The following is an 18,696-nucleotide window of genomic DNA, read 5'->3' as shown; positions in this document are numbered from 1 at the left end:
GCCGGCAGGCCGCGAGCATGTATTGAGGAGTGAACCATGAGTGACGAAACGCTGCTGGAAAGCGAAGAACAGCCCCATCTGCTGCTGGTCGACGACGACCCCACCTTCACTCGCGTGATGGCGCGCGCCATGAGCAGCCGCGGGCTGCGCGTGTCCACCGCCGCTTCCGCCGAGGAAGGCCTGGCGCTGGCCGCCCAGGACCTGCCCGATTACGCCGTGCTCGACCTGAAGATGGAAGGCGACTCCGGCCTGGTGCTGCTGCCCAAGCTGCTGGAGCTGGATGCCGAGATGCGCGTGGTGATCCTCACCGGCTATTCGAGCATCGCCACCGCCGTGGAAGCCATCAAGCGTGGCGCCTGCAACTACCTGTGCAAGCCTGCCGATGCCGATGACGTGCTTGCCGCGCTGCTGACCCAGCACGCCGATCTCGACACCCTGGTGCCGGAAAACCCCATGTCGGTGGATCGCCTGCAGTGGGAGCACATCCAGCGCGTGCTGGCCGAACACGAAGGCAACATCTCGGCGACCGCCCGCGCTCTGGGCATGCACCGGCGTACCCTGCAGCGCAAACTACAGAAGCGCCCGGTTCGCCGCTGAAGCGAGTGTCGAACCGTTTCGGGAAGCCAAAGCCTTGCTATCATTAGCAGGCTATCGACGTGCCTGAGCGCCAGGCACGTCGGCGCATCCTAAGGCACTTCCACCTCCCGGGGCTCTCATGCTCGCTGTACTCCAGCAGACGCTCGCGATCACCGCGCCCGTCTTCGCCATGCTGTTTCTCGGCGTGCTGCTCAAGCGGCTGCGCTGGATCGACGACCCGTTCATCGATACCGCCTCGTCCCTGGTGTTTCGCGGCACCATGCCGACGCTGCTGTTCATCAGCATCGTCCAGGCAGACCTGAGCGCGGCACTGCAGCCGGCGCTGATCGGCTACTTCGTGTTCGCTACCCTGGTCAGCTTCGCCCTCGCCTGGGGCTGGGCGATCTGGCGCTGCCCGAAGGTCGACCGCGGCATCTACACCCAGGGCGCCTTTCGCGGTAACAACGGCATCGTCGGCCTGGCGCTGGCCACCAGCATGTACGGCGACTACGGCTTGTCGGTGGGCGCGGTGCTCGGTGGCGTGGTGATCCTCTGCTACAACGTGCTGTCCGCCATCGTGCTGGCCATCTACGCGCCGGACATGAAGGCCGATCCCTGGACGCTGTGCAAGAGCATCTTCACCAACCCGCTGATCATCGGCGTGCTGTCGGCCATCCCCTTTGCCTACTGGCAGATCCCGCTGCCGCACTGGACCATGGTCTCGGCCGAATACTTCGCGCAGATGACCCTGCCGCTGGCGCTGATCTGCATCGGCGGCACCCTCTCACTGGCCTCGTTGCGCGAGAGCAGCGGCGTGGCCATCAGCTCCAGCCTGATGAAGATGGTCTGGCTGCCGCTGCTCTCCACTCTCGGCGCCTGGGCCGTAGGCTTTCGCGGTGCGGACCTGGCGATCCTGTTCCTGTACTTCGTCAGCCCCACAGCTGCCTCCAGCTTCGTCATGGCCAAGGCAGTGAATGGCAACTACCGGCTCGCTGCTGCGATTATCGTCATCACCACCCTGGCGGCGGTGGTGAGCACCAACGTGGGGCTGTTGTTGTTGCAGTGGGCGAGATGGGTCTAGTAGGCGCCTGCGCACTTCATTGCAAGACGTGACGGCGCGATTCATTGCAGCAAAAGCGTCACAAGGGCGCCTTATGGTGGCCGGAATCTCTTTCCAGCCTGTAAGGACACGACCATGCTGCGCGCCCCTTTCTGTCGACTGCTACCTGCCCTGTTGCTGCCTCTGATGGGCAGCGCTCATGCCACGGATCTGTCCTCGCGCTACACCGACGGCAACGACGACATGGTGGCCGACGCGCCGGCCAAGCCCAGCGAGTGGTTGGACCCGAACACGCTGATCTTCGCCTATACCCCGGTCGAAGATCCGGCCGTCTACGCCAAGGTGTGGGACGAGTTCCTACAGCACATGGAGAAAGTGACCGGCAAGAAAGTCAGGTTCTTCCCGGTCCAGTCCAACGCCGCCCAGCTCGAAGCCATGCGCGCCGGGCGCCTGCACATCGCCGGCTTCAACACCGGTTCCGTGCCGTTGGCCGTCAACTGCGCCGGTTTCGTGCCGTTCACCATGATGGCCGACGAGAATGGTGGCTACGGCTACCAGATGGAAATCATCACCCATGCAGGCAGCGGCATCGATGATGTGCCGGGCCTTCGTGGCCACACCCTGGCGTTCACGTCGCCGACTTCCAACTCCGGTTTCAAGGCGCCGTCAGCCCTGCTCAAGTCCGAGTTCAATCTGGAGGCGGACAAGGACTTCAAGACCGCGTTTTCCGGCAAGCACGATAATTCGATCATGGGCGTGGTGAACCGCGACTACGACGCCGCTGCCATCGCCAACTCGGTGCTGTCGCAAATGCAGGCGCGCGGTGTGATCAAGGCCGATCAGTACAAGGTGCTGTACACCTCGCAAACCTTCCCCACCACCGGTTATGGCTACGTCTACAACCTCAAGCCGGAACTGGCGGACAAGGTGCGCGAGGGCTTCGAGACCTTCGATTGGGAAGGCACCGCGCTGCAGGCGGAATTCAAGAACTCCGGCCAGGCACAGTTCATCCCCATCACCTATCAGGAGCACTGGGAAGTGGTGCGCAAGATCGACCAGGCCATGGATGTGAGCTACGCGTGCGACAAGTGATCCACTTGGACAGAGGAGCGCAGCCATGAACCTGCTCGAGATCAAAGGCCTGGGCAAGCGCTATGCCACTGGCGACCAGGCCCTGGCCGATATCCGTCTGGCGCTGCCGAAGAGCCAGGTGATGGCGCTGATCGGCCCGTCCGGCGCTGGCAAGAGCACGCTGATTCGCTGCATCAACCGCCTGGTGGAACCCTCCGAGGGTGAGGTGCTGCTCGCTGGCCTGTCGCTGACCAGGCTGCGTGGCGGTGCCCTGCGCAAGGCGCGGCGGCGCATGGGCATGATCTTTCAGGACCATGCCCTGGTCGACCGCCTTACGGTAATGGAAAACGTGTTGTCCGGACGGCTGGGCTACGTCGGCTTCTGGCGCAGCGTGTGGCGACGCTATCCGCGGGCCGATGTGCAGGAGGCGTTTCGCTTGCTCGAGCGCGTCGGCCTGGCCCATGCCATCGACAAGCGCGCCGATGCGCTGTCCGGTGGCCAGCGCCAGCGAGTCGGCATCGCCCGCGCCCTGCTGCAGAATCCCGAGTTGATGCTGATCGACGAGCCCACGGCCAGCCTCGACCCGAAAACCTCTCGGCAGATCATGCGGCTGATTCGTGAGCTGTGCGATGAGCGCGGCCTGACCGCCATCATCAATATCCATGACGTCGAGCTGGCACGGCGTTTCTCTGACCGTATCGTCGGCCTGCATGCCGGCAAGGTGGTTTTCGATGGCTCGCCCGATTCACTGGACGCCGCAACGCTGACCCGTATCTACGGCGAGGAAGACTGGGAAACCCATGCCGGTGACGCAACGCAGGACGACCCAGCCGAGCGTCCCACGCCGCACGCGTCGCGCTCCGGCTGGTCAGGGGTGGCGACCTGATGACGGGGGAAACGTCTCTGCACGATCGCTTGGCCAGAGCCCGGGCCGGCGACTGGCAACCGCCCTCGTTGCTATCGGGAACGGGGCAGCGCTGCCTGGTGATCGGTGGCCTGCTGCTCTATTTGCTGCTGGCCGGTTCGAGCATCAACCTGGACTGGAATCGCATTGCCGAAGGCTGGTCGCGCGGCCTGGCCTTCGCCGGCGGCTTTCTGCATCCGGACTTCACCAGCCGTGGTGGCGATATCGTCGAAGGCTTGCTGGAAAGCCTGAGCATGACCCTGGTCGCCACCGTGCTCGGCATCGCATTGTCGATTCCAGTGGGCCTGGGCGCCGCACGCAATTTGTCGCCACTGCCGATCTACCTGTTCTGCCGTTGGATCATCATGGTGTCGCGTACCTTTCAGGAGGTGATCATCGCCATCCTGTTCGTGGTGATGTTCGGCTTCGGCCCGTTGGCCGGTGTGGCCACGCTGACCTTCGCGACCATCGGTTTCATCGCCAAGCTGCTGGCCGAGGCGATCGAGGACATCGACGCGCGGCCGGTCGAGGCCATTCGGGCAACGGGTGGCAGCTGGTTGCAGGTGTTGAATCACGCGGTGCAGCCACAAATCCTGCCACGCCTGATCGGGCTTTCGCTGTACCGCCTGGATATCAATTTCCGCGAGTCGGCGATCATCGGCATCGTTGGCGCGGGCGGCATCGGCGCGACGCTCGGCACCGCCATGGATCGCTACGAATACAGCACGGCTGCAGCCGTGTTGCTGATCATCATCGCCATCGTGCTGGCCTCGGAATATCTCTCCGGCTATGTACGTCGCTGGCTTCAATAGGGCGCTATCGTAATGCCGATCATTCATGCCGAGACGGCCGAGCCGCAATGGCGCCGACGTACCACCGCCGAGCAGTGGGCCCACTGGGTCGCCTGGTTCGCTGGCGCGCTGCTGTTCGTCTGGTGCGCGCGGTTCATCTCCGAGAACACCCTGTGGGAGTTCGTGGCAGATGCCGGAACCCAAGGCGCCTCGTTGCTGGCGCGCATGGTGCCACCGCAGTGGGACTACACGCCCGAATTGTTCAAGCCGCTCTGGGACACGCTCAACATCGCCACGCTGGGTACCGCCCTTGGGGTAATGCTGGCATTCCCGCTGGCGTTTCTCGCCGCGCGTAACACTACGCCGTCGCCTACCGTCAGAAGCGCCGCGTTGCTGATCATCGTCTCGTCGCGCTCGATCAACTCGCTGATCTGGGCGATGTTGCTGGTGGCGATGCTCGGCCCGGGCGTGTTGGCCGGCATCATCGCCATTGCGCTGCGTTCGGTCGGCTTCGTTGGCAAGCTGCTCTACGAGGCCATCGAGGAGATCAGCACCTCGCCGGTCGAGGCCATCGGCGCCACCGGGGCAGGGCGCCTGCAGGTGCTGCAGTTCGGCGTAGTGCCGCAGATCATGCCGGCCTTCGTCGGCACCTCGCTGTATCGGTGGGACATCAACATCCGCGAGGCGACGGTGCTGGGTCTGGTCGGTGCCGGTGGCATTGGCCTGCAGCTGGATGCGGCGATCAACAACCTCGCCTGGGATCGGGTCAGCGTGATCTTCCTGCTGATCTTCGCCACTGTGATCTTTTCCGAATGGGCCTCGGCCAAGCTGCGCCAGCGCCTTTCCTGATCTGAGCACGGCCGACGCCTGGCCCGGCCGGCACGTCGGTCTTGTGTGATTCTGCACCTCCTCATTGTGATCCAGTGCCGATTCGCAAGTGCCACGATTGTCAGCCTTCGGGCAACTCGCTAGCATTCCTGCCCAGCGTGTAACTTGATGTGACGGGTGCGCCGCAGAAGCGGCTTGCGCCTCGCGCAAGTCAAACCTTTCTCTCAGAGCCAACAGTGTGAGTGCCGGCGCCAGCCCCCCTGAGCCAGCACAAGGAGTGCAGTGCGGTGGTTCGTTTCCCTCTGCGATGCCGAGCTCTTCGGCGCGCGCCGGTCGCTTCGCGACTGGTGCTGCTCTGCGCCCTGTTCGCCATGCCATTGAGCTGGGCCGAGTCTGGCCGGGCCGAACCTGGCCGGGCCGAAACTGGCCGTGCCGAACCTTCCGTTTCCCTGCAAAGCCCCGCTGGCGGCTGGCGCTATCACGGCCTCAACGAAGGCGACAACGACGCCCGGGTGGCCTATCCGACGCCGCCCATCGACCGCGGCGCGCAGCGTGGGCGCAGCCTGATCGAAGGCACCCTGCAGAACATCGGCCACCTGCGTGCGCCACATCGGCTGGTGGTCAACGGCAACCCGCTGCCGCTGTACACCGACGAGCAGGGCAGCTTCGCCCGGCCCTACGCCTTTGGCGCCGGCTCCAACAGCGTGGAACTGGTGGCCGGTGAAGGGCAGTCGCTGAAGCGCATTCAGTTCTTCGAAGCCAACAGCCTGCGCACACCGGCGCGTATCCGCATGGTGCTGGGCTGGGACGATCCCAAGGCCGAACTCGACCTGCACGTGGTCACCCCGGATGGCCAGCACGCGTTCTGGAGCCACCCGGTACTCACCAATGGCGGCGGGCTGGATGTCGACAGCGTCGACGGTCCCGGCCCGGAAATGTTCACCATGACCGCGCCGCTGCAAGGCACCTACCTGATCTACGTGAACTACTGGGGCAACCTGGGCAGCGAGGGCTACAACTTCGAGGCTGGTAGCAACCAGAACGAAATCATCACCGCGCAGATCAACCTGATCTTCAACGAGAACACCGTCAACGAGAAGCGCGAGACCTTCGTGGTACCGCTGCGCGCCATTGGCGAGCTGCTTTTCGTGAAATCCTTCAATTACTGATATCCCGAGGCTCGGATGAACCGGAATACCACTGCCCACCTGCGCCACGTCGCCCTGCTGCTGACGGCCGGCCTGCTGGCTGCCTGCGGTCAGGACTCACGCGAACTCGGTGAGCGCAGCGCCCTGGGCCTGGACCTCAAGCACCCTGATGCGCTGATCGAAAGCGCCTCGCTCAGCCGTCTGCCCAAGGACCTGCTGGCCGTGCCGCTGCTGCGCGACACCCTCACCGAAGACTTCGTGTTCTATTACGAGCACAACGCCGACCGCCTCGGGCTGGTCGGCAGCCTGCGGCGAATCATCTACGAGCGTGACCTGAAGCTGCGCGACAACCTCCTCGACGAGTTGCTCGACCAGCCCGCCGACGTTGCCCTGTGGAAGGGCGCCGACGGCAAGCTCAAGCACTTCGTGATGGTCATGCAGCGCGGCGGTCTGGCCAAGGTGCTCGAGCCCCTGGCCCATGTGGCGCTGGACGACACCCAACTCAGCCAGGCCGGCGAGCTGCGCGTCGATGGCAGCAGCGTGCCGCTGTACCGCCTCAATTACCTGGGTGATCGCGCCCTGCTGTTGGCCAGCCATGGCGACAAACTGCTGGTGCTGTCCTCGCCCGGCATGCTGTTCGGCGAGGACGACAAGCTCGGCCGCGACGCCACCGAATCAGTCGAGGCACTGCTCGATGGCGACAATCCCTTCGCCAAGCGCTTCGGCCTCAAGGCTCGCGAAACGGAGCAGCAGCGCATTTCCCTGAGCGGCGAATACGTCGCGCTCGGCTACCAGCGCTTCTTCCCGGCCTTTGCCGGGGTGCGATTCGAGAAGGGCGAGGGCGGCTGGAGCAGTTTCCTGGCGCTCAACGAAGTGGACGACCAGCCGACCTTGGATTTCACGCCGATCTGGAAAGCCATGCCCATGGGCGCCAGCGCGTGCGTGGCGGTGCCGGTGGCGCCGGGCAGCGCCGAAAAACTGCTGGCCAAGGTCGGCGCCAGCGAGCAGGCCAGCGAAGACCTGCGCAAGCGGCTGGGCAACGTTGCCGGCCTGTGCTGGTACGCCGACTCGCGGTTGCATTCGCCGCTGCTGGTCGCCCATCTCGACGAAGCCGCCACGCCGGAGCTGGATCAGGCCATCGGCGGATTGTTCGACGGCATGATCGGCGCCTTCGAGCCCAATGCCGAGAACGGTCGCTTTCCGGTCGAAAGCCAGAGTACGACCGATGGCCACACCTGGCGCCGCGAGGTGGGCTCCAACTTCGGCCAGTACCCGGCCGAGCAGGCCACCATCCCCGACGCACTGGCCTCCCAGGGCTTCTTCCGGGTGAGCCTGGCACGCCAGGGCCAGACCTTGCTGTTCTCACTCGATGACCGGCTGGTTAACAAGGCGCTCGATACGCTGAACAAACGCTTCCCGCCGCTGGCCGAAGTGTTGCCCGCCGACGGCGTGGTGCCCGGTTACCTGGCGCCCGAAGGGCTGTCGCGTCTGCTCGAACAGGAAACCCTGGACAGCCTGCCGGCCAACTACGAGCCGGTATTCCGCAACGCCGCCGATACCCACCTGCTGCCCAAACTGCGGGCCTTGGGCGGTTATGGCCAGTTCGCGCTGACGCTGCCGAAAGACACCGAAGCCGATGACGATTGGAAGTGGGTTCCGCTCGAATGGCGCTCCCTGTGAAAACCCACCCAGAGGCTGCTGCGCGTCGGCCCTGCTGCGTTAAAAACAGGCTCGGAATGCTCATTTACAAGCTCGTAAACTCCGCTTCCTCGCCTGTTTTTGCCTTGCATGGCTCTAGCTCGCGAGCCTCTGGGAGGGTTGCAGCTATCGCACTGTTCGCCGCTCTCATGTCGCTGAGCCTCTCCGCTCGCGCCGAGCAGGCGCCCGGCCTCGATCCTGAGCAGTCGCAGATCTTTCGCGCCTGGTTCGTGCGTATCGCCCAGGAGCAGCTGCGCCAGGGGCCGAGCCCGCGCTGGTATCAGCAGGATTGCGTGGGCCTGGTGCGTTTCGCCGCCAACGAAGCACTCAAGGTGCACGACGCTAAATGGCTGCGCGCCAATGGCCTGTCCAACCGCTACCTGCCGCCAGAGCTGCAGCTCAGTGACGGCCAACGCCAACTGGCGCAGAACTGGGAGCAGGGCGGCGGCAAGCGCGGCGCCTATGTCAATGCGATCAAGATGATCCAGTTCAACAGCCAGTTGGTCGGCCGCGATCTGAACCAGGCGCGCCCCGGCGACCTGATGTTCTTCGACCAGGGTGATGACCAGCACCTGATGATCTGGATGGGCCGCGACATCGTTTACCACACTGGCACCACCACTCCCACGGATAACGGCATGCGTGCCGTCAGCCTGCAACAACTCATGACATGGAAGGACACCCGATGGATACCCGACGACGCCAACCCCAACTTTATCGGCATCTATCGGCTGAATTTCCTCGCGCGATGAACCGTCTGCTCGCCGTCGCGCTGCTGGCGCTCATGCCCCTGGCCGCTCACGCCGAAGACGAGGTGCCAGGCAGCGGCTACACGCCGCTGGCCGGCGAGTCGTTCTTCCTGCTCGCCGACTCGAGCTTCGCCGCCGATGAAGTGGCCACCGTGCGTCTCGAAGCGCCGGGCCGCGATTACCGCCGCTATCGCATGGAAGGCTACGGCGGCGTGGACATGCGCCTGTACCGCATCGACCAGCCGCTGGAGTTCCTCAAGCGTCAGAAGAACCTGCACCGCGTGGTCGCCGAGGGCCAGTTCAAGGGCGAGGGGCTGTCCAACACCCTGTCATACCTGTGGGACAACTGGTACCGCAAATCCCGCCGGGTGATGCAGCGCGCCTTCTCCTACGAGTCGCGCAAGCAAGTCACCGAGGAGGCGCCGGAGCTGAAGATGGGCAACGCTATCGCCGCGCCCACCGAGTACACCCCGCAGGTGCAATTCGCGCCGATGAAGGGGCTGCCGCTGGTCGCCGAGTTCCGCTACCCGCTGTGGGAAGCCAAGCCGATCGAGCCGCCTGCCGGCGTCGACCTGTCCGGCTCGTCGAGCAACTTCGTCAGCGTCGCCTCGGGCAACGTCTACGTGCCGCTGGGCAAGCTCAAGCCTGGCCTGTATCTGGCCGAAGCGATCATCGGCAAGTACCGCGCCACCACCGTGGTATTCGTCTCCAACACCGTGGCGGTCAGCAAGATCGCCGGCGGCGAGCTCTTGGTCTGGACGGCCGACAAGCACCAGGGCACGCCGGTAGCTGACGCCAAACTGCTGTGGAGCGATGGCGTGGGCGTGATGACCAGCGGCAAGACCGACGCCCAGGGCCTGCTGCGCCTGGGCCACGCCAGCCCGGAGCGCTCCTACGTGATCGGTGAGGATGCCGACGGCGGCGTGTTCGTTTCCGAAAACTTCTATTACGACAGCGAAATCTACGACACCAAGCTGTACGCCTTCACCGATCGCCCGCTGTACCGCCCCGGCGACTGGGTGGAAGTGAAGATCGTCGGCCGCGAGTTCAAGAACGCCCGTGAATCCGTAGCGGCCGGCACCGCGCCGATCAGCCTCAGCGTGCTCGACGCCAACGGAACCGTATTGCAGACCCAGAAGCTCGATTTCGACAGCGCCCGTGGCGGCCAGGGCCGCTTCCAGCTGCCGGACAACGCCGTGGCCGGCGGCTACGAACTGCGTTTCGCCTACCGCGACGGGCTGTACAGCAGCGCCTTCCGCGTCGCCGAGTACATCAAGCCGCACTTCGAGGTGTCGCTGGATCTCGACAAGCCGGACTTCCGCACCGGTGAGCCGGTCAAGGGCGCCCTGGTGCTGCTCTACCCGGACGGCAAGCCGGTGGCCAACGCCAAGGTGCAGCTGAGCCTGCGTGCCCAGCAGCTGTCGATGGTCGACAACGAACTGCAGTACCTCGGCCAGTTCCCGGTCGAGCTGGCCAGCAGCGAAGTCAGCACCGACAGCCAGGGCCGCGCGGCGCTCGACCTGCCGGCTGCCGACAAACCGAGCCGCTACCTGCTCAGCGTGTTCGCCAGCGATGGCGCCGCCTACCGGGTCAAGACCAGCAAGGAAATCCTCATCGAGCGCGGCGCCGCCCGCTATCGCCTGAGCGCGCCGCAGCGCTTCAGTTCGGCTGGCCAGGCGGTGAATTTCGCCTACCAGAGCGAAGGCGCCAGTGAACGCAAACCGGCCCGTTACGAGTGGGTGCGCCTGGAAGACCAGAGCACCGGCAACGGCGAGTTGGCGGCAGATGCCAAGGGCTTCGAGTTGAATTTCGAGCGCCCCGGCACCTACAGCATCACCCTCAAGGACGACAGCGGCCTGATCCTCGGCGCCACCGGCCATTCGGTCAGCGGCGAAGGCGTCAAGTCGGTGGCCGGCACCATCGAGATCGTGCTCGACAAAGCCGAGTATCAGGCCGGCGACGAAGCCCTGGCGCTGATCACCTTTCCCGAGCCGGTCAGCGACGCGCTGCTGACCCTGGAGCGCGACAAGGTCGAAGCCACTGCGCTGCTCTCCAAGGGCGGCGACTGGCTCAAGCTCGAGCGTTTGTCCGACACCCAGTACCGCGCGCGGATTCCGGTCGGCAAGAGCTTCTCGCCGAACATCACCTTCTCGGCGCTGTACACCCGCGGCGGTGATTACAGCTTCCAGAACGCCGGCATCAAGGTCGCCACGCCGCAAATCGACATCGCCATCAAGGCCGACAAGGAGGTGGTGCAACCGGGCGAGCTGGTCACCGTCGAGCTGAGCACCCTGTTCGAAGGCAAACCGATGCCGACGCGACTGACGGTCAGCGTGGTGGACGAGATGATCTACGCCCTGCAACCGGAAATCGCGCCGGGCATCGACCAGTTCTTCTATCACCCGCGCCGCAACAACGTGCGCACCAGCGCCAGCCTGTCGTTCATCAGCTACGACCTGGCCCTGCCGGGTATGCCCAGTGCACCGGGCCGCGCCAACCGCAGCGAGCGTGGCGTCAAGGTGCTGGAGCGTCCGCGCCGCGAGGAAGTCGACACCGCCTCCTGGCAGCCGGACCTGGTCACCGATGCCAACGGCAAGGCGAGCTTCAGCTTCCGCATGCCGGACTCGCTGACCCGCTGGCGCATTACCGCCCGGGCGGTGAGCGCCGACGGTGAAGTCGGCCAGAAGCGCCAGTTCGTGCGCTCGGAAAAACCGCTGTACCTGAAGTGGAGCGGCCCGAGCCGCTTCCGTGTCGGCGACAAGCCGGCGCTGGGGCTGTTCGCCTTCAACCAGGGCGAGGCGGGCGCCAAGGCCGAGCTGCTGATTCGTCATGGCGAGCAGGAGCAGCGCCGCGAGGTAACGCTGGCCAAGGGCATCAACTACCTGCCGGTCGAAGAGGCGGTGATCGCCGCCGGCGACTTCAGCGCCGAGTTGCGCCAGGCCGATAAAGTCGCCGACGCCCTGGCCGTCAAGCTGAGCACCGTGGCGCCCGGTTGGCAGCAGGTGCGCAGCGAGCACCTGTCGGTGTTCCCGGGCAGCACGCCGCTGCAATTGCCGGCCGATGCCAGCCAGGTGCAACTGCGCGTGGCCGACAGCGGCGCCGGGCTGTTCAACGCCGCGCTGGACGACCTGCTCGACTACCCCTACGGCGGTGTCGAGCAGACCGCCAGCCGCCTGCTGCCGCTTAGCCTGGCCTACCCGGCGCTGGCCGCCGGCGAGCCGCGGATCAAGGATCGCCTGCGCCTGATCATGCAGAACAGCCGCCTGCGCCTGGTGCAGATGGCCGGGCCGGAGGCGACCTTTACCTGGTGGGGCGGCGATGCCGATGGCGATGCCTTCCTGACCACCTATGCCTATTACGCCGACTGGCACGCCAGCCGCGCCCTGGCCATCCAGTTGCCGCCGGAGCACTGGCAGCGCGTGTTGGAGCTGTACGCCAAGCGCGCTCCAGAAACGCCACTGCTGCAGCGTGCGCTGATTCTGGCGTTCGCCCGTGACATGGGCCTGCCGGTGAGAACCCTGCTCGAAGGCCTGGTGTACGACCTGGCCGCCGCGGGTGAGGGCGAAGAGGTGGTGCTCGGCGAAGGCGACAGCCTGGTGATGGCGGCGCCGGATTCGGCCCTGGGCCTGGCGATTGCCCGGGAGCTGGGCGTGCGCCTGGCGCAGCAGAACAGCGTGCCGGTCGCCGAGGCCCTGCAAGTACAACTCGATGGTGCCCGTCGTCGCCTGGCCGAGAGCCAGTCGCCGTTCGTGGCGGCCGTCGCCCTGTACCTCGATGGCCCGGATCGTCAGCGCGCCCAGCGCCTGCTCGGCGAGCTGGCACCGGCCCAGGCCGGCCTGGAGCGCGCCCTGGCGCTGACCTGGCTGCAGCCCTCGCTGGACCTGCGAAGTGCCCAGCCGATGCTGGCGCTGGAAGGCGACTGGCAGGCCGTGGAAGGCACCAGCGGCGACAACTACTGGCAGTGGAACGGCGCGCAACCGCCCCAGTCCCTGCAGGTGGCCGGCGATCTGGATCAGCCGAGCGACGTGCGCCTCGACTACCAGAGCGCCCAGGCTGCGCCGAGCAATGTGCCGGTCACCGTCAAGCGGCGCTTGTTGGAGCTGGTCGAAAGCGATGAAGCCTTCGTTTTCAGCGCCCATGAAGTGGGCAGGGACGACATCTCCAGCGCCAGCCTTTATCTGGACGAAATCACCCTGACCACCGATTCGGAGCAGACCCTGCGCTACGGCATGCTGGAAGTGCCGCTACCGCCGGGCGCCGATGTGGAGCGCACCACCTGGGGCATCCAGGTCAGCGGCCTGGGCGGCGACGAAGCGGCGCCGCTGGAAAAGGCCCGCAACGAGCCGGGCGAACTCAGCTACGCGGTGCCGGTGGACGCCCTGCAAGGCGAGCTGGTGCTACGTCACCTGGTGCGCTTCTCGCAGAAAGGCGAGTTCGTGTTGCCGCCGGCTCGCTACGTGCGCTTGTACGCGCCGGGCCAGCAGGCACTGGAGGCCGAGCCAGCGCTGCAGAAGGTCACCGTTGAATAAGCGCAGTATCCTCGCTTCGCTGGCCCTGCTGGCCGCCTTCGGCGGTTCAGCGATAGCCAGCGAAGCGCCGCTTTCGCTGGCCTGGCAACGGGCCGACGGCAGCGAGCTGCTGCGCCTCGACGGGCAACGGCTGATCAGCCGCGAACCGCTGCCCGATACTCTTCAGGCGCCGTTGGGCAGCCTGTGGAAATTGTTCGTCTACGCCTATCTGGTCGACACCAAACAGCCGGATCGCGGCTACCAGTGCCGCGGGCAGGACAAGGAAGAGGTGTATTGCTGCAACCCGGGCGAGCGCATCGATCGGGATCAGGCGTTGGTCAAATCCTGCGGCCTGTATTTCGAGCAGCAGAATCTGCAGCTGGATCAAGGCGACTGGTCGCGCTACTGGCAGGCCCGCAAGGCGCCGAGCTGGATCCGCGAGCGCCAGCGTCTGGCGCCGGCGACCCGTGTTTCGGTTCAGCAACTGCTTATGCAGCTGGCGCAATTACCCGCACAGGCCGATGCTCGCAAGGTGCTGCTGGACGTGGTGCTGGCCGGCGACGGCTCGACCGTCAGCGCCCTGGGCAGCCGGCTGCGAGTGAAGACCTGGAGCTGGCTGGCCGATAGCGATGTCCAGGCGCGCCAGGGTGGTTTCGCCGGCTGGCTGGCCGATGGCACGCCCGTCTGGGCTGGCGGCTCGGGCACCAGCAGCATGGTGCTCAAGCACCATGCCGAGGCGCTCGGCCAGGTGCTGCCAGCGGCTTGGCCAAGCGAGGCCGGCAGTTGCGTCGAGGTGCGCCTGTTCGCTCGCTACCCGCTGCGTCAGCTCCGGCGCGAGGGCAGTGACGCGGCCGTGGAGGCGGGCGTGCTCAACGGGCGCTACGAGGTCGAGTTCGTCAATGGCAACCGCCTGCCCATCGAAAGCCACGGCGAGCTGTTTCTGGAACGTACGAGCGAGGGCCAGCAGCTCACGGCCCATCTGCAGCGCGAAGACTACGTGGCCCGGGTGCTGGATCGTGAAGCCTCGGCGCAGCCCGCCGAGGCCGCCAAGGCGCTGGCCATCGCTGCGCGCACTTACCTGCTGCAGAGCGCCGGTCGCCGTGGCGAATGCCTGCGCATCGACGACAGCAGCGCCAGCCAGCGCGTGGCGCCGCGCCCGGCCAGCCAGGGCGCCAAGGATATCGCCGCGTGGACGGCCGACTTGGTGCTGGCCGGCTCGCCGGTGACCTATCACAGCACCCAGCCGGGGCCTGATCGTCTGGCCTGGAGCCAAGCGGTCGAGCAAGCGAACGGTGGCCTGCGTTACGACGCCATCCTCGCCCGCGCCTTCCCGCGTGCCGCCCTGAGCCGCTGGGACAAACCCGTGGCCGCCTGCCAGCCGCTGGCCGCTGCCGAGCAGTGGCTGCGCAAGCAGCGCCGCGACTGGCGCCCGCGCCTGGACATGGAGCCGGGATATGAAGAAATCCAGCAGTTCACCGTTTGCCAACTGGCCTCCGGGCGGCCCTATGTGGATCGCGAGCGGCAGCGCATTTTCGTGCGCGGCTTCTTCTCCCTGCAGGACCGCCTCGACCTGACTCACGAATACCTGCACCTGGCGTTCGTCGCCCACCCCAATGGACAGGACGAGGCCTACGTCGAAGGCCTCGCCCGCACCCTGTTACTGGAATGACATCATGGCCCTGATCACCCCTCGTATCGCCCTTTGCCTGACATTGCTGCCGCTCTGCGCCCTGGCCGAGGTGAAACTCGACACCCCGCGTAGCGGCTGGCGCGTTGGCGGTGGCGACGGCGCGCAGTTCATGCAGGAGGTCAATTACCCAGCCTCTTCGGTGAACAGTGCCGCCAACCAGGCCGACACCGCGCGCATCAAGGGCGCGATCAGCCAGCTCGGCAAGGACGAGAGCAAGGCGCCGGGTCGCCTAGTGGTCAACGGCACCAGCATGCCGCTGAAGATCGGCGAGGACGGCGGCTTCGACCGACCATTCGTGTTCCCGGCCGGCAGCAACAACGTCGAGGTGCGCAGCCCGGATGGCAGCCAGCGTCGCCGCGTGCAGTTCTACAACAACGGCAGCGGCGAAACCCCGGCGCGCCTGCGCGTGGTGCTGTCGTGGGACAGCGACAACACCGACCTGGATCTGCACCTGGTCACACCCGATGGCGAGCACGTGTGGTACGGCAATCGTTCGCTGGCCAACGGCGCCGCCCTGGATGTCGACGTGACCACCGGCTACGGCCCGGAAATGATCGCCTCGCCCACGCCGCTCAAGGGCCAGTACCTGGTCTACGTGAACTACTACGGCGGCGGTTACAGCGAAGGCGATGAGGGCGAGAGCAACGCCGGGCAAATTCTCACCACCGGGCAGATCACCCTGATCACCGAAGAGGGCTCGGTCAACGAAAAGCAGGAGAGCTTTCTGGTACCGATGCGCACGCCGGGCGAGCTGACCCTGGTGAAGAGCTTCAGCTATCCGTAAGAAGCTGTTCAAAGTCTGCTGCGCGTCGGCACTGCCGCGTTAAAAACAGGCTGGATTGCCAGCCCAAACTAGGCGTTCCCGTCAGACTGCTCATTTACAGCTCGTAAAGTCGGGCGCGACTCCGACCGGTCCTCGCCTGTTTTTGCGGGGCCGCCCAGGCCTTGCATTGCTCTAGCCCGCGAGACTCTGAACAGGCTCTAAGGGCACAGCCGATCATACGTAGCCTGCGGTTGAGCGCAGCGATACCCAGGAGCTTTTGGCCCCGGGTGTCGCTTCGCTCGACCCGGGCTACGACACTGAAGTTCGTGGTTAATATCAAAAAAAGCTTATCGATCCTTCATTATTATTCGTTTGATCGCGCTTAAACCCTTCGTCACACTCTGCTCCATTGCTCGCCACGGTTTCTCTGCCGGGGCGGGCAAGGTTGCAAACAGACGAGTACATCATCCAGGGACGGATGCTCCTGCCAGCCGCTTCCAGCGGTACCCAGCGGGCCTCTCATTTGAGAGGCTCGATCTTTTCGACGGTAGCGATGAAGTCCCACGCGCATTTCCCCCAATGGCTCTCCGCCTTTCTGCCTGATGCCCTGCACACCCGTCCTCGTGAGTGGAGCCGCGCCGCCTTTGGTGCCGCCGCCGGGTTCCTGTTCAGCGCCTGGGTGTGCAGCCAATTGTTCGGTCTGCACATGGCGGTGCATTTCTCCGGCCCCCTGGCAGCGTCGGCCGTGCTGCTGTTCGCCGTGTCGTCAGGCGCGCTGGCCCAACCCTGGTCGATTCTCGGCAGTTACTTATGTGCCAGTGCCGTCGCCCTGACGATCAGCCATTTCATCGATCACAGCTTGCTCGGTGCGGCGCTGGCCCTGGGCCTGAGCCTGCTATTGATGTGCCCGCTGCGCTGCCTGCATCCGCCGGGCGGGGCCATCGCCTTCTGCATGGTGTTCGCCACGCCGTTGCCGGGCGAGCCGTTCTGGCAGCCGGCGCTGGCGGCGATGACCGCCGGCGTCGGCCTCTTGGCCTGCGCGCTGCTCTACAACAATCTGACCCGCGTGCCGTATCCGCGCCCGCACCCCGGCACGCCTGCGGTGCATCACACCCGCGACCCGCTGCCAAGCGAGCGTACCGGCATCAATGCCAATGACCTGGACTATGCGCTCGACGAACTGGGTTCCTTCGTCGATATCACCCGCGAAGACCTTGAGCTGATCGTGCGCAGCACCGAGAAGCACGCGCTGCGCCGCAGCATGGGCGAGATCCGTGCCGGGCAGATGATGTCCCGCGACCTGATTCATGCCACGCCGCAAACGGCGGTCGCCAAGGGCCTGTACCTGCTCACCCATCACGGCCTCAAGGCGCTGCCGATTCTCGACGCCGGCAGACTGGTCGGCATCGTCAGCCTGGTCGATCTGGTCAGCGCCACGCGGGCCAGCGCCTTCAACCTGCGGGCGATTCTTGGTCTGCAGAAGAAGCAGACGCTGGGCGAGCTGATGACCGCGCCGGTGCGCACGGTGGAGGTCGATACCCATGTCGTCGACCTGATCGCGTTGCTCTCCGACGATGGCCTGCATTGCCTGCCGGTGCTTGACGAGGGCCGGCTGGCCGGGGTGATTACCCAGACCGACCTGGTCGCCGCGCTGCACCGCGATCTGCTCAGGCACCTCGACTGAAGCATCGAATGATCCGCCGCGCGCCCGTACACTGGGCGCCAGATCAGGCTTGAGGAATCGCCAGCACCAATCGGGCTGGCTCAGCGACCATGGATATCGACCTTACCCGCACTTTTCTGGAAATCGTCCGTAGCGGCAGTTTCATCGCCGCCGCCGAGCGCATGCACGTGACCCAGACGGCGATCACCGCGCGCATCCAGAAGCTGGAAAGTCACCTGGGCAGCACGCTGTTCGTGCGCAATCGCGCCGGCGCGCGGCTGACCGCCGATGGCGAGGCGTTCGTCACCTACGCCAACCAGATCCTGCAGACCTGGGAGGCCGCGCAGCGCGACCTGCCGTTGCCGGACGGCTATCACAACGTGCTGCATATCGGCGGCGAGGTGAGCCTGTGCAATCCGCTGATGCTGCGTTGGGTCAGCGCCATCCGCCAGGGCATCGACGGCTACGCGGTGCGCGCCCAGGTGGCCGAATGTGCCAGCCTGTTGCGTCAGGTGGAGATGGGCGTGATGGACGCGGCGCTGGTCTACCAGCCCACATACTGGGCCGGTGTCCAGGTCGAGCAGGTGCTCGAGGAAAAGCTGATCCTGGTCCGGGCAGCGAACCCGGAGCCCTACGTGTTCATCGACTGGAGCGACAGCTTTCGCGCCCAGCATGACCGCGCCTTGCCGGACAAAGCGCGAGCACCGGTGTCCTTCAATCTCGGGCCGCTTGCCCTGCAGTACATTCTGGAGCATGGCGGCTCCGGTTATTTCCGCACGCGGGTGGTGCAGAGCTACCTCGACAAGAAGGTGCTCGAACGGGTGCCCAGGGCGCCGGAGTTCAGCTACCCGACCTATCTGGTGTACTCCCGTGAACGGGACTCGGCTGCCCTGCAGCAGAGCTTCGAACTGCTGCGCGAGATCGCCGCGCAGGACACCGACTGGTCGCAGCGCTGGGATCCGGCGTTGTAAGGAAAGCGTCGCCGTAGGCCGACGTGCAGGTCGCGTCGAGGCCACGACCATTCGCGCCGGGTCGGCGCTCCCACACGGTCGCTGGGTTGCTTGCGATCACTGTGTGAGCCGCGACCCGCGGCGAATCGTGTGTACGACGCCGGTTTTGCAGCAAGGCCACAATCGAGTTCGCGCCGGGTCGGCGCTCCTACACGGGCGTTGGGTTGCTTGCGATCACTGTGGCCGCGACCCGCGGCGAATCGTGTGTACGACGCCGGTTTTGCAGCAAGGCCACAA

Annotated in this window: 14 protein-coding genes; all 14 read left to right on the top strand. The window is 65.6% G+C overall.

What is annotated here, in order from left to right:
- Nucleotides 1-36: 36 nt before the first annotated feature.
- Nucleotides 37-597: a response regulator transcription factor gene (locus BVH01_RS04800; protein ID WP_075929243.1), complete on the top strand. Its 561-nt coding sequence runs from the start codon at nt 37-39 to the stop codon at nt 595-597.
- A gap of 118 nt (nt 598-715) precedes the next feature.
- Nucleotides 716-1,657 carry an AEC family transporter gene (locus tag BVH01_RS04795; protein WP_075929242.1) on the top strand — a complete coding sequence of 314 codons (942 nt, stop codon included), beginning with the start codon at nt 716-718 and terminating at the stop codon, nt 1,655-1,657.
- Nucleotides 1,658-1,771: 114 nt separating this feature from the next.
- Nucleotides 1,772-2,728 carry a phosphate/phosphite/phosphonate ABC transporter substrate-binding protein gene (phnD, locus tag BVH01_RS04790; RefSeq protein ID WP_075929241.1) on the top strand — a complete coding sequence of 319 codons (957 nt, stop codon included), beginning with the start codon at nt 1,772-1,774 and terminating at the stop codon, nt 2,726-2,728.
- Between the two features lie 25 nt (nt 2,729-2,753).
- The gene (gene phnC, locus BVH01_RS04785) at nt 2,754-3,593 is read left to right on the top strand and encodes a phosphonate ABC transporter ATP-binding protein (protein WP_218189089.1); all 840 of its coding nucleotides are present in this window, start codon (nt 2,754-2,756) and stop codon (nt 3,591-3,593) included.
- Nucleotides 3,593-4,423, top strand: a complete 831-nt coding sequence (gene phnE / locus BVH01_RS04780; protein ID WP_075929240.1) for a phosphonate ABC transporter, permease protein PhnE — start codon at nt 3,593-3,595, stop codon at nt 4,421-4,423. The genes phnC and phnE (BVH01_RS04780) overlap by 1 nt, the downstream gene beginning before the upstream one ends.
- Before the next feature lie 12 nt (nt 4,424-4,435).
- Nucleotides 4,436-5,251: a phosphonate ABC transporter, permease protein PhnE gene (phnE, locus tag BVH01_RS04775; RefSeq protein WP_075929239.1), complete on the top strand. Its 816-nt coding sequence runs from the start codon at nt 4,436-4,438 to the stop codon at nt 5,249-5,251.
- A gap of 350 nt (nt 5,252-5,601) precedes the next feature.
- Nucleotides 5,602-6,399 carry a YfaP family protein gene (locus tag BVH01_RS04770; RefSeq protein WP_075929310.1) on the top strand — a complete coding sequence of 266 codons (798 nt, stop codon included), beginning with the start codon at nt 5,602-5,604 and terminating at the stop codon, nt 6,397-6,399.
- A gap of 15 nt (nt 6,400-6,414) precedes the next feature.
- Nucleotides 6,415-8,058 (top strand): DUF2138 domain-containing protein, encoded by a 1,644-nt coding sequence (locus tag BVH01_RS04765; protein ID WP_075929238.1) that lies wholly within the window; start codon nt 6,415-6,417, stop codon nt 8,056-8,058.
- Nucleotides 8,059-8,225: 167 nt separating this feature from the next.
- On the top strand, nt 8,226-8,828 hold the full coding sequence (locus BVH01_RS04760; protein WP_075929237.1) for a DUF1175 domain-containing protein: 603 nt from the start codon (nt 8,226-8,228) through the stop codon (nt 8,826-8,828).
- On the top strand, nt 8,825-13,354 hold the full coding sequence (locus BVH01_RS04755) for an alpha-2-macroglobulin (protein ID WP_075929236.1): 4,530 nt from the start codon (nt 8,825-8,827) through the stop codon (nt 13,352-13,354). The genes BVH01_RS04760 and BVH01_RS04755 overlap by 4 nt, the downstream gene beginning before the upstream one ends.
- Nucleotides 13,347-15,002, top strand: coding sequence for a DUF2300 domain-containing protein (locus tag BVH01_RS04750; protein WP_139317772.1), 1,656 nt, complete (start codon nt 13,347-13,349; stop codon nt 15,000-15,002). The genes BVH01_RS04755 and BVH01_RS04750 overlap by 8 nt, the downstream gene beginning before the upstream one ends.
- Before the next feature lie 4 nt (nt 15,003-15,006).
- A complete protein-coding gene (locus BVH01_RS04745; RefSeq protein ID WP_075929235.1) occupies nt 15,007-15,807 on the top strand; it encodes a YfaP family protein in 801 nt (266 codons plus the stop codon).
- A 532-nt stretch (nt 15,808-16,339) separates the two neighbouring features.
- Complete coding sequence (locus BVH01_RS04740) at nt 16,340-17,470, top strand: HPP family protein (protein ID WP_075929234.1); 1,131 nt, start codon at nt 16,340-16,342, stop codon at nt 17,468-17,470.
- A gap of 89 nt (nt 17,471-17,559) precedes the next feature.
- Complete coding sequence (locus BVH01_RS04735) at nt 17,560-18,420, top strand: LysR family transcriptional regulator (protein ID WP_075929233.1); 861 nt, start codon at nt 17,560-17,562, stop codon at nt 18,418-18,420.
- Nucleotides 18,421-18,696: the final 276 nt, after the last annotated feature.

It is taken from the genome of Pseudomonas sp. PA1(2017) (assembly GCF_001945375.1).
In the GTDB taxonomy this organism is placed as follows: Bacteria; Pseudomonadota; Gammaproteobacteria; order Pseudomonadales; family Pseudomonadaceae; genus Aquipseudomonas.
The sequence above is the reverse complement of the archived record's forward strand: the minus strand, read 5'-3'. Positions and strand labels throughout refer to the sequence as shown.

Excerpts from the sequence above, each read along its gene's own strand:
- BVH01_RS04800 (WP_075929243.1), top strand. The coding sequence starts at position 37 with ATGAGTGACGAAACGCTGCTGGAAAGCGAAGAACAGCCCCATCTGCTG.
- BVH01_RS04795 (WP_075929242.1), top strand. The coding sequence starts at position 716 with ATGCTCGCTGTACTCCAGCAGACGCTCGCGATCACCGCGCCCGTCTTC.
- phnD (WP_075929241.1), top strand. The coding sequence starts at position 1,772 with ATGCTGCGCGCCCCTTTCTGTCGACTGCTACCTGCCCTGTTGCTGCCT.
- phnC (WP_218189089.1), top strand. The coding sequence starts at position 2,754 with ATGAACCTGCTCGAGATCAAAGGCCTGGGCAAGCGCTATGCCACTGGC.
- phnE (WP_075929240.1), top strand. The coding sequence starts at position 3,593 with ATGACGGGGGAAACGTCTCTGCACGATCGCTTGGCCAGAGCCCGGGCC.
- phnE (WP_075929239.1), top strand. The coding sequence starts at position 4,436 with ATGCCGATCATTCATGCCGAGACGGCCGAGCCGCAATGGCGCCGACGT.
- BVH01_RS04770 (WP_075929310.1), top strand. The coding sequence starts at position 5,602 with ATGCCATTGAGCTGGGCCGAGTCTGGCCGGGCCGAACCTGGCCGGGCC.
- BVH01_RS04765 (WP_075929238.1), top strand. The coding sequence starts at position 6,415 with ATGAACCGGAATACCACTGCCCACCTGCGCCACGTCGCCCTGCTGCTG.
- BVH01_RS04760 (WP_075929237.1), top strand. The coding sequence starts at position 8,226 with ATGTCGCTGAGCCTCTCCGCTCGCGCCGAGCAGGCGCCCGGCCTCGAT.
- BVH01_RS04755 (WP_075929236.1), top strand. The coding sequence starts at position 8,825 with ATGAACCGTCTGCTCGCCGTCGCGCTGCTGGCGCTCATGCCCCTGGCC.
- BVH01_RS04745 (WP_075929235.1), top strand. The coding sequence starts at position 15,007 with ATGGCCCTGATCACCCCTCGTATCGCCCTTTGCCTGACATTGCTGCCG.
- BVH01_RS04740 (WP_075929234.1), top strand. The coding sequence starts at position 16,340 with ATGAAGTCCCACGCGCATTTCCCCCAATGGCTCTCCGCCTTTCTGCCT.
- BVH01_RS04735 (WP_075929233.1), top strand. The coding sequence starts at position 17,560 with ATGGATATCGACCTTACCCGCACTTTTCTGGAAATCGTCCGTAGCGGC.